The sequence below is a fragment of the Nostoc sp. genome, assembly GCF_036917465.1.
In the GTDB taxonomy this organism is placed as follows: domain Bacteria; phylum Cyanobacteriota; class Cyanobacteriia; order Cyanobacteriales; family Nostocaceae; genus Nostoc.
This window is the reverse complement of the sequence record NZ_JBALDL010000103.1, coordinates 1-10,126: the sequence shown is the minus strand read 5'-3', so window position 1 is coordinate 10,126 and position 10,126 is coordinate 1. Positions and strand designations below refer to the sequence as shown.

The following is a 10,126-nucleotide window of genomic DNA, read 5'->3' as shown; positions in this document are numbered from 1 at the left end:
TAGCACTCGATTTCAATTACTGTATCGTATATGCTGTGCTTTTTCCTAAATCCTTTGTGGACAAGCTTTTCGAGACTTAACGGGAAAAGTCAGGTAGAAAAGCTGTGTCCTGATATGACCAAGCTGGAAATGTTCGCACGTTCGTCTAGAGTTGGCTGGGATTGTTGGGGTGATGAGGCGGATCTGTTTGATCAGCTTGGTGCAGAAATTGATAACGATACTTCATTGAGTGCTTAATTAACGCTAATTTCGGCACTCAAAACTTGCTGAACCTTGAAAATCAAATATCAAACAATTCTAATTTTCTAGCGGTGTGTCATCTGCTGTCTGATAAATAGAACGCAATTCATCAATAGTATTTGCTGTTTCTATTGCTGACAATATTGATTCCAGCAATCTGAAATCTTCAATAAGCTCAATTTCAGGTAATAAGTTTTGTCCAGGTGTTCCAAATTTGAGTTTTAATCCCAAAGCTATGCCTTTTAATAAAGATTCTATTCGAGCAATTCTCTCAAAACTAGTAACGTACTGCATACGCTGTTGTGCCTCCAATTGTTCGACTTCTCTTTTAAACTCTAGTTCTAAATCCAATGGTAACGTTAGCATCCAATCAATGAAAACTAAAAGGTTAACAACAGCCTCGCGTTCAAACCCTTGGTCATACAACCGACGCACTAAATTCAGTTTTGATTGTTTCCTTTGCGACCTATTACTGCGGGTTTGCACTGCTGCCAAGTGAGCCATTACCACCGTAGCAAAGGGGTTGCGACTGGCTTCTAGCTCCGACAATCTTTGTTGATAGTCTAGCAGCTTGATTACAGGAAACTGAAAATCAATCGTACAACCAAACAAATCGTACCCAAACTGTGATGGTCGCCAGTTGATGTTGTCATCCCCCAGTATCGCGCATGATGCAACAGAGCGATCGTAACGGTCAAAAATTCGATAGTTGTAGACAAACATCCGTTTAGGAAAATCGGTTTCCTCTTGACTTTGGATTTCTATATGAATCAACAGCCAAGATTCTTCGCCCCCAATGCGATAGATTTTCACCAATTTATCAATCAGTCGTTTTCCTAGTTCGGCATCGCGGACTACTTGCTGCAATTCCTGATCAAGAAACTCGAAACCTCTACTCCAATCAATTTGAGCATGGGTTTGAGGAAAGAAGAATCTCATGAAGTCTTCAAAATACAACTGCAACATCTGCTTCCACGGGGAATCATATTCAGTAAGAGGTGTTTTCTTTGCCATTTTCAAATGTATTGTCTAATTTCAAATTTCAGAGGTATTTATGCCAACAAACATAGAATGGACTGACCAAACAGATAATATCATCCGTGTCAAAGGAGGCGGTTGGTGGTGTCAAAAAATCTCTGAAGGCTGCAAAAATTGTTATAGCGAAAAACTGAATCAAAATTCTTTCTTTGGTGGAAACAAACTACCCTACTCTGGGCAACCACCAGAACTAACACTCGATACAGAAGCTATTCGCAAATGGGGCTTTCAAAGAAAAAGTAGAAGGCATTTCGTTGCTTCTATGACCGATGTCTTTGGTGAGTGGGTTCCACGTTTTTGGCAACATGAAATATTAGACGGAATGTTCGTAGCACCAAAGCAGATATTCCAAATCCTCACCAAACGCCCAGAAATTATGTTGTCATCTATGAATGAATGGCTTTCTAATCATGGGCTAGAAGAATTACCTTCTAATATTTGGGTTGGAACTTCTATAGAGAATCGTCGCACTCTTGAAGAACGTAGTCAATTCATTGCCCAAATTCCAGCTAGTGTTAGGTTTTGGTCAGTTGAGCCATTACTAAAAGATTTAGGCGATATTAGCCAATATTTGAATGATGCCCAGTGGCTTATCATCGGCGGTGAATCAGGGACAGACTCTAGACCATGCCACATCGAATGGATTGAGTCTATCGTCCAACAGTGCAACGAGTCAAAAACCCCTGTGTTTGTGAAACAGTTGGGGGCGAATGCTTACTACCAAGGGCAACAATTTAAAACCCGCGATCATAAGGGTGGCGAAATCAAAGAGTTTCCCCTTCAACTGCAATTACAAGAATTTCCGTTTGGTACGTGAATCAAGCAAAATCCCCCGCAATATAGCGCAGTGCAGGGGAATGACGACAAAGTAACAAGTTTTAACACAGGTGCAGCTATGAGTATAACAGAAAACTTGATTCTAGGAGGTCTAGAAAGATGAATTGGCTAACTGACCAAAATAGTTTTCTAGCCTGGGAATCGCGTTCTAGGGACACGATAGAAGTCAAACGTTGTTATGTAGACGTGGCTGGTGGTGACTTAATCGCTGGAATTTTACTTAGTCAGATCATCTACTGGCACTTACCGGATCATGAAGGGCAACCCCGACTCAGAATTGAACGTGAGGGGTACAAATGGCTGGCTAAAAAGCGTGATGATTGGTGGAAAGAGTGCAGAATTACACCCAAGCAATTTGATACAGCTATCAAGTTATTAGAGTCCAAAAATCTAATTGTGACTGCGCTTTACAAATTTGGTAATAGTCCAACTAAACATATCCGAATCGACTGGGAGAATTTTCTTGAACTACTAAATCTTGTAGTACAAACTCCACCATTAGCTCCTGAACATATCAAAACACAGGTAGCTTCTGGTTTTGACGAAAAAGTGAATTTCCGAAAAGGTGAAAATGGAATTGCCAAAAAGGTGAAAATGGATTTTCCGAAAAGGTTAAATTCCAATTGCCGAAAAGGTGAAAATGATCTAATAGATACAGAGATTACTTCAGAGATTACACACAATGCGCCCCTGGCTTCGCCACCCGCGCCCCCCACCCAAGAGAGTGTGTGTGAAAAAGAAGAACTTGATTTAACAACGAAAGAAATTCAACTTGAAGAACCAACTCCAGAAAAACCAAGCTTAGAAAAACCAACTCCAGAAGAACCAACCCCAAAACAACTCACTTCGTTGTCAAAAAATTCCGAGTCTTTGCAACAAACCGATAACCCCTCTTGTAGACCAACTATTGCGGTGGGGTCGTTCGATAAAAACGAACAATCGAACAAGCTGAAAAAACCAAAATTCCAGTCGATTGAAGACTTGATCGACATGGTTTTAGTAGATCCAAGCATCATGGCAACTGACTCGTTGCCTGCCGTGTACAGGGCAGAAATCAAAATGCGTAATTGGCGCTTCCCCTGGCGTACTGCTATCAGGGACAAGATTTACCAAACCTGCGATCGCCGACTGGTGGAGTTGATAGCCAAGCACAGGGCTAAGTGGGGTCAGGGTGAATCTTGGCAAGAGAAAATCCCCACAGTTCTCAAGTCAATTAGTAATTTAGAAGGCTCCAAAGCCGGGCTAGAAGAATTAATGGGCTATTGGTCACAAGTTGTCGAACCAGAAGCCACATCAGAACTAACAAAACAACAACCTGATGAAAAACAACCCATCGGCTATTTCGCTAACCGTTCTCTTGATTGGCACAAGTCCACCTTCAGCGAATTTTTAGATCGTGTAGATGAAGTTGGCGAGGACAAAGCTCGTGTTTCTTTTAGTACCCGCTATGACCAGCAATCTCCAGGTGCAACGGACAAATGGCTGGAGTGGATAAAGCTCACGCATCCCTCCATGTATCTGCACTTACATTCAAATGCTGCGTAAAAATAATTTGCAGCTTATTGAAACAGGAGTCAGGAGTCAGAATTCAGAAAACAGACATGAATTTTGTACGAATGGCAAATGAATAAACAGGTTTAAAATCCTCATCCTCTTGACTCCTGACTCCTGACTTCTGAATTCTGAATTCTTCTTCCACAGAGGTATTTATGACACAAAAACTAAATTTTTCATCCGAACAAGATCGCTTACCGCCACAAAACATTGAGGCCGAAGAAGTGATACTCGGTGGGATTATGCTTGACCCAGATGCCATGAGCCGAATAGTAGATCGCTTAGTCGCGGATGCTTTTTACATCTCCTGCCATAAGGACATTTATCAAGCTGCGCTACGGCTCCATACACAAGGCAGACCCACAGATTTGCTGTCTGTAACCAGTTGGCTAACTGACAATGGGCTTTTGTTTCGCGCCGGTGGTCGAGATAAATTAGCTACACTCATTGACCGTACAGTTTCAGCCGTCAACATTGACGCTCTGGCAGAATTGGTCATGGAAAAATACCACCGCCGACAATTAATCAAAGCAGCAAACGAGATTTTACATCTCGGCTATGAAACCGAAACTGAATTACCACTGATTCTTGACGCTGCTGAACAAAAAGTTTTCAGTGTCACACAACAGCGCTCTCATGATGACCTGATTCATATTTCTGACTGTTTGGTTGACGCTTACCAAGAAATCGAGTCGCGCCATGCTGGTACATCTAGCCCCGCCATTTCTACCGGATTCTATGATTTGGATGGTTTACTCGGTGGTGGCTTTCGCCCCAAACGCCTGTATATACTCGCTGCTCGTCCATCTGTCGGTAAGTCTGCCCTTGCTGGTAACTTAGCTCAAAATGTCGCTCAATCCCAAAGATTACCTGTAGCTATCTTCAGTTTGGAAATGAGCCGCGAAGAATATGTGCAGAGATTCTTGTCAAGTGAATCCGGCATTGAGAACAGCTTACTCGAAATGGGGCGGCTCTCTAACAATCAGTGGCAACCCCTGAGTCAGGCGGTAGCACAACTTTCCGAACAAGGGATTTTTATCAATGATAATTCCTGCCCCACAATGAATGAGATTCGTAGTCAAGTCCGAAAAATCTCAGCCACACATGGTGGTGTCGGACTCGTTATCGTAGACTATTTACAGTTGATGTCCGAGGGTACTGATTCAAGAATGAACATGACCCAGAGAGTCGGTCAAATCAGCCGAGGACTCAAAAAATTAGCTAAGGATCTTGATGTTCCAGTCCTAGCCTTGTCTCAGTTAAGCCGGGAAGTCGAACAGCGTAATGATAAACGCCCTATACTAAGTGATCTTCGAGACAGTGGGGCGGTGGAACAAGACAGTGATGTTGTGATTATGCTTTACCGTGATGAGGTTCATAATCCTGATTCTCCTGACCGTGGCATTTCCGAGTTAATTGTCCGCAAGCAGAGAAATGGCCCTACTGGTACAGTCAAGCTGCTATTTGATAACCAGTTTACCAAGTTTAAAAACTTAGTACGTCATCGGCAGTTTTAGACATTAGACTACTGGGAATTTTTGAAGTAATCGATGGTTTGGTGAAGGCAGCGATGTCTCCGGCAACGTCAAGGACGAATACTGTATGGCTTCAATAGCTATCGCTCCCAACCAGACATGACCTCAACTATTGGAGTTTTAAAACACCGTGAAAGCACTGTCAGTTCGTCAACCCTGGGCTTATGCAATAATCCACTCCACAAAAAACATAGAAAATCGAGGCTGGCCTATCAATTATCGTGGCGATATTCTCATTCACGCCGCAAAAACCTGTACCAAAAAAGAGTACCAACTAGCAAAAGAATTTTGTCAAGACATGGGTGTGGTGTAGTAATCCCAGAATTAATCTCTTTACGTCGCGGTCAAGTTATTGGCATTGTCACAATAGTAGATTGCAAGTTTTCACAAGTTGCGTCTGGCTGGGGAATGGCTGGGCAATACCATTGGAAACTGGAGAATCCACGCGAGATTACACCAATTCCCTACATTGGGCGGTTGGGGATTTTTGAAGTACCCGATGATTTGGTCATAGAGGTGGCTGCATGATTAAAACAGCCCGAAGTCATACGCTACTTCCAAAACCAAAATCAGTAATAGTTGAGTTATCTGCAACACCCGAAAAATCAAGCGAGAAAGGGGTCAAAGCCTCACAGGGGGAATCAGTGGGTTGTCTTTATCAGTACCTCGAAACTAAAAAGCTACTTGATGGTTCAAACGTTTTTTATCCCCGTGTGATTGGTGAACGTGACCCGAATAATCCCTTTCATTGGCGATGGGCATTCAATTGGAAAGAGAAGATAAGCGGGGCATGGAAAGGCAAAAGTATAGGTTCAATTCCCCCTGGCGCTGTGACAATGATTCGGACACTGCAACAAGAGAGGGAGGCGGGAGGCGATCGCACAGTTGATTTTTCAACTAAAAAATTATGCAGCATCACCAGTAGTAGTAGTAGCAGTATTAATGCCAATCCAGTTATAGCCGTTGTTGATGAAGTTACCTGCTATATCATCAGGCTGGATACGATTATTTGAATCCTCTTGGCAAGTGTCAAAGTTACAAGCAATGATACTATCGTTGAGTTTGGCAGTGGCATAGTAAGTAGAGTTGTTGTAAATGCCACCACCATCACCAGACTCGTAACTACCAGAACTAAGTTCGATCCCAAAAGCTTTATTGTGCTTGATAATGCTGTTGCCCACTGTTAAGGTTGCATTATTGTAGATTCCAGCGCCAAAGTGTGCCTGATTGCCACTAATCATGCTATCACTTACGGTAACAATGCCTAAGCCGTCGTATGTAACATAGCTGCCTGGAAACACTCTTTTTGTTGTGCCAAAGTCTTGGTCGGGATCATTGTAGATGCCACCGCCGGCTGTACCTGCTTGATTGTCATTAATGCTGCTATGACTCAGATTAACAATACCGAATGTATTGTACCTTCTGAACTCGTTAAAGCTAGAGTTGTAGATCCCGCCACCGTAGTTGATGGCAGAGTTATCACTGATACTACTGTAACTCACCGATAGAGTGCCATAATTGTAGATCCCGCCTCCAGTGGATGCAGAATTGTCACTGATAAGACTCTTAATCACCGTCAGGTTGCCATAAGATATCGTATCAGGTGCTTTGTCACCTAGGTAGCTAAAACCTCCGTTGTAGATGCCACCGCCGCCGCTTTTTGCTGTGTTGCCATGAATGATGCTTTTACTCAGTGTTAGAATACCCAAGTTATAAATGCCACCACCATCAGCCCCAGCCAAATTGCCAGTAATAATGCAGTTACTCAGGCTTATAGTGCTGGAGGTGTGATTACCAGGAAATAAACTGGAATCATAATTATAGATGCCCCCGCCATTTTTCCCAGCCGAATTATCAGTAATGATGCTGTTAGTTAGAGTTATAATTTTAGGGTTAAAACCGGGGTAATATATGATAGCGCCGGTGGTATCATAGTAACCAGGGCCAGGGATACTATCATAGATACCACCACCGTCACCTTTGAGTGCGGAGTTTCTACTAATGATGCTATTATTCACGGTTATAGTGCCAGCGAGTGGTCCGTCGCCATTAAGATAAATCCCGCCGCCCCTAATACTTGCCAGGTTGTCAGTAATACTGCTGTTATTCACCGATAGATTTCCGGTGTCGAACATATAGAGACCGCCGCCATTAACTGCTGTGTTGTCACTAACACTGCTGTGGTTAACGGTCAGGCTGCCAGAGTTGAAAATGCCTCCGCCCTCGCCGCTGAAAAAATCGCCACTGCCACTGACCTTTACTGTGTTATCAGAGATGGTGCTATGGTTAAGGGTCATCGTGCCAGAGTTGAAAATGCCGCCGCCGTTGTTAGATGCTGTGTTTTGAAAGATGGTGCTGTGGTTGAGGGTCATGCTGCCCCGATTGGAAATGCCTCCGCCCTGATAAGCAGTGTTGCCAGTGATGATACTGTTGTTTAAGGTAAGAACACCTTTATTGGAAATTCCACCGCCTCCTTCTACGGCATTGTAACTATTGGTAATAGTCAGCCCGTTGATTGTAGCTGTTGCACCACTGGTAATATCAAAAACACGGGACGCACTATTATCACTAATAGTTAGTAAGTTCGGATTTCTGCCAAGAATAGTAATGTCATCTGTGATACTTAAACTACTACCAGTCAAACTGATGGTATGAGCTAGTCCATCATTAAAAAGTCCCCCAAAATTAATGATGTCTTTTCCTGACAGGGCATTAGCATCTAGAATTTCTTGCCGTAATGAACCTGCACCACTATCGTTGGTATTGGTAACGCTAAATCTAGCCATTGATATTGCTCCGATTTTTATTTAGGTGTATAAAAATTGCGCTCAAAGTTTATCATGATACTACTATGAAAGTTGAGCATTTTTATACTCCTCACAGATAATTGACAAATAAGTGATTTACTGGTATTCAGGAGAGAACAAGATGACTGCAACTATATACTCGTACATTGCCCCAAAAGCCTAGTGCTACGAGCAAGCAGCAATCCCCATGCAAGCGGCTTCATGTGATTATTCCCATTGCAGATATGCTGTGGACTTCTAAGCATTAGCCCTCAGTAACGCAAAGGTACTTGTTCCACCGCGCAAATGAATTTTCTTTAAATTCTGCGATGTCTAACGACAAGCCGTTTCACGTCTACGCTAATCAAACTCAGGGACAGGTAGAACAGGGAAATTCAGCAACTCTTGGAGACGCTACGCGAACGTTGTTGGTTAAAAATTCAGTTTCGGAATAATTTTTTATTTAAAAGTTATACTGAGCAAACAAATAAGAAATTCAAATATTAAGGAATTTCCCTTAATCATGAAAGAAATATGATAATCAATTATTTAAAAATCAGGAAGATATCTTTTTCAAAATAATTAAAAAAGCTGACTTTTTCATTTTTTTAGTGTAGGCTGAATAAAGATTGAAAGGGAGTAGCTGCTGGCCAATTAAGTCAGTACATCTGAATCAACATACTGGCGAATTGCCTGGTTCAGATGACAAGTTTTTGAGTCTCAGTAGTTAACTGAGCCAAATCTTTATGCTTGGGAGCGAGACTTTCACTAAGTTCACATCTGATGTGAGCTTGGTGGAGTACATCTGTGCTGCTCAAGCTCACTCAGGAAAATTGTAATCAATCTGAGGAGCTTGCTCGGCTAATATCACAATGGAATTAAATCTTTTTGTTTCTACTTTTGCACTGATATTTGTGGCGGAACTACCAGATAAAACTGCTTTTGCAGCTTTATTACTTGCCACTTGTCATCATCCTCTGGCAGTTTTTACAGGCGCAGCAGCAGCATTTGTAATTCAAAGCCTTGTTGCAGTTGCATTTGGGAGTTTATTTAGCCTTTTACCACCAACACTTATTCATATAAGCGCGGGAATTTTGTTTTTAGTTTTTGCAATTATGATGTGGCGTAAGAAGGAATCAGATGGTGAAGATGTTAAATGTGATCAGCAAAGGAATAAAAGTCGTTTTTCTCAATCTGTCACATCAACATTTTTGACTATTTTTATTGCCGAATGGGGAGATTTAACACAGCTAGCTACTGCTACTTTAGCAGCAAAATATCATTCTCCCATCACTATTTTCACTTCTGCAACTTTAGCGCTTTGGACTGTGACAGCTATTGCGGTAATAGTCGGATATAAAGCCAAACATTTAATCCCACAAAATTTGTTACAGAGGGTTGCTGCAACTGCATTTGCGGTAGTTGGAATTGGACTATTAATCAAACATTAGTATTAATTTACAATCCCACCTGGCGTGGGATTTTTTCTAAATTTGATTATTGAGATATTGGTTTAAAATTTCCGAATCACTCACGAACTCCTCATTTAACAAAGTCTAGGGGTTTAACGGTACTGCCATTGGTGTAAAAGAAATATCCTCTTTGTCCATAGCCTCATCATTTTCTGATGGAGTAAGGCGTTGACGAACCGTTACCATTTCCCACGCTGTATGAGCAACAAGTAATCCACCTGCTAGCCGTAGCACCTGAAGTGAAATCCCAAAAAATTCTAGTATCCATCTGCCAGCTACTAAAAACACAGCTAAAACTAAAACTACATTCGTGGCAGTTTGTATTGCCTGCTGATGACGCTGTGATGATGTTTCCTTCGCTGTTAAACTATAAAAAACCGGAACTGCACCTATTGGATTGGCAATTGGAAAAAGAGCTACGAAGGTTGCTAATGTATTTGAAATTAACGACATTATCAATATTTGGATATCTTGGTTCCCTAAAAGCAGGTTTAGCAGACAGCCGGGATAAGGTTGTACCCACTTTACTGCTTTAAGAAAAACTCGAAGAACCATTGAAGCAACTACAGGGGGTAGATATAGCGAAGCTGTCATGAAGGGCAAGATGCACTGAAAACTCTTACTCTATATAGGTTTCAGCGATGTTTGAGTAAAATTGACACTA

12 protein-coding genes are annotated in these 10,126 nt (G+C 42.0%); 9 read left to right on the top strand and 3 right to left on the bottom strand.

The window, feature by feature from the left end; all coding sequences use genetic code 11:
- Positions 1 to 30: 30 nt before the first annotated feature.
- Positions 31 to 237, top strand: a complete 207-nt coding sequence (locus V7K38_RS27420) for an MT-A70 family methyltransferase (protein WP_334862588.1) — start codon at positions 31 to 33, stop codon at positions 235 to 237.
- Between the two features lie 60 nt (positions 238 to 297).
- On the opposite strand, the gene V7K38_RS27415 is transcribed toward V7K38_RS27420, so the two are convergent.
- Complete coding sequence (locus V7K38_RS27415; protein ID WP_334862585.1) at positions 298 to 1,254, bottom strand: cytosolic protein; 957 nt, start codon at positions 1,252 to 1,254, stop codon at positions 298 to 300.
- Between the two features lie 40 nt (positions 1,255 to 1,294).
- On the opposite strand from V7K38_RS27415, the gene V7K38_RS27410 reads away from it, so the two are divergent.
- The 6 genes from V7K38_RS27410 to V7K38_RS27385 all read left to right on the top strand — a co-directional run bounded on the left by V7K38_RS27410 (position 1,295) and on the right by V7K38_RS27385 (position 6,217).
- Positions 1,295 to 2,095: a DUF5131 family protein gene (locus V7K38_RS27410; RefSeq protein WP_334862583.1), complete on the top strand. Its 801-nt coding sequence runs from the start codon at positions 1,295 to 1,297 to the stop codon at positions 2,093 to 2,095.
- Positions 2,096 to 2,214: 119 nt separating this feature from the next.
- Positions 2,215 to 3,660, top strand: coding sequence for a hypothetical protein (locus V7K38_RS27405; protein ID WP_334862581.1), 1,446 nt, complete (start codon positions 2,215 to 2,217; stop codon positions 3,658 to 3,660).
- Between the two features lie 164 nt (positions 3,661 to 3,824).
- Positions 3,825 to 5,186, top strand: coding sequence for a replicative DNA helicase (gene dnaB / locus V7K38_RS27400; RefSeq protein WP_334862578.1), 1,362 nt, complete (start codon positions 3,825 to 3,827; stop codon positions 5,184 to 5,186).
- A gap of 148 nt (positions 5,187 to 5,334) precedes the next feature.
- Positions 5,335 to 5,517 carry an ASCH domain-containing protein gene (locus V7K38_RS27395; protein WP_334862576.1) on the top strand — a complete coding sequence of 61 codons (183 nt, stop codon included), beginning with the start codon at positions 5,335 to 5,337 and terminating at the stop codon, positions 5,515 to 5,517.
- Positions 5,493 to 5,732, top strand: a complete 240-nt coding sequence (locus V7K38_RS27390; protein WP_334862574.1) for a hypothetical protein — start codon at positions 5,493 to 5,495, stop codon at positions 5,730 to 5,732. The genes V7K38_RS27395 and V7K38_RS27390 overlap by 25 nt, the downstream gene beginning before the upstream one ends.
- The gene (locus V7K38_RS27385) at positions 5,729 to 6,217 is read left to right on the top strand and encodes a hypothetical protein (protein WP_334862572.1); all 489 of its coding nucleotides are present in this window, start codon (positions 5,729 to 5,731) and stop codon (positions 6,215 to 6,217) included. Before V7K38_RS27390 ends, V7K38_RS27385 begins: the two co-directional genes overlap by 4 nt.
- Here the strand turns inward: V7K38_RS27385 and V7K38_RS27380 are convergent.
- Positions 6,110 to 7,990: a beta strand repeat-containing protein gene (locus tag V7K38_RS27380; protein WP_334862570.1), complete on the bottom strand. Its 1,881-nt coding sequence runs from the start codon at positions 7,988 to 7,990 to the stop codon at positions 6,110 to 6,112. The genes V7K38_RS27385 and V7K38_RS27380 overlap by 108 nt on opposite strands.
- Positions 7,991 to 8,319: 329 nt before the next feature.
- On the opposite strand from V7K38_RS27380, the gene V7K38_RS27375 reads away from it, so the two are divergent.
- Both V7K38_RS27375 and V7K38_RS27370 read left to right on the top strand, forming a co-directional pair.
- Positions 8,320 to 8,445 (top strand): hypothetical protein, encoded by a 126-nt coding sequence (locus V7K38_RS27375; RefSeq protein WP_334862568.1) that lies wholly within the window; start codon positions 8,320 to 8,322, stop codon positions 8,443 to 8,445.
- 417 nt (positions 8,446 to 8,862) lie between these two features.
- A complete protein-coding gene (locus V7K38_RS27370; RefSeq protein ID WP_334862566.1) occupies positions 8,863 to 9,441 on the top strand; it encodes a TMEM165/GDT1 family protein in 579 nt (192 codons plus the stop codon).
- Between the two features lie 105 nt (positions 9,442 to 9,546).
- Here the strand turns inward: V7K38_RS27370 and V7K38_RS27365 are convergent, their stop codons facing one another.
- Positions 9,547 to 10,056, bottom strand: coding sequence for a MarC family protein (locus V7K38_RS27365; RefSeq protein ID WP_334862564.1), 510 nt, complete (start codon positions 10,054 to 10,056; stop codon positions 9,547 to 9,549).
- Positions 10,057 to 10,126 lie beyond the last annotated feature (70 nt).

Coding starts and splice junctions, on each gene's coding strand:
- V7K38_RS27370 (WP_334862566.1), top strand. CDS start 8,863: ATGGAATTAAATCTTTTTGTTTCTACTTTTGCACTGATATTTGTGGCG.
- V7K38_RS27375 (WP_334862568.1), top strand. CDS start 8,320: ATGTCTAACGACAAGCCGTTTCACGTCTACGCTAATCAAACTCAGGGA.
- V7K38_RS27365 (WP_334862564.1), bottom strand. CDS start 10,056: ATGACAGCTTCGCTATATCTACCCCCTGTAGTTGCTTCAATGGTTCTT.
- V7K38_RS27385 (WP_334862572.1), top strand. CDS start 5,729: ATGATTAAAACAGCCCGAAGTCATACGCTACTTCCAAAACCAAAATCA.
- dnaB (WP_334862578.1), top strand. CDS start 3,825: ATGACACAAAAACTAAATTTTTCATCCGAACAAGATCGCTTACCGCCA.
- V7K38_RS27410 (WP_334862583.1), top strand. CDS start 1,295: ATGCCAACAAACATAGAATGGACTGACCAAACAGATAATATCATCCGT.
- V7K38_RS27420 (WP_334862588.1), top strand. CDS start 31: ATGCTGTGCTTTTTCCTAAATCCTTTGTGGACAAGCTTTTCGAGACTT.
- V7K38_RS27380 (WP_334862570.1), bottom strand. CDS start 7,990: ATGGCTAGATTTAGCGTTACCAATACCAACGATAGTGGTGCAGGTTCA.
- V7K38_RS27415 (WP_334862585.1), bottom strand. CDS start 1,254: ATGGCAAAGAAAACACCTCTTACTGAATATGATTCCCCGTGGAAGCAG.
- V7K38_RS27405 (WP_334862581.1), top strand. CDS start 2,215: ATGAATTGGCTAACTGACCAAAATAGTTTTCTAGCCTGGGAATCGCGT.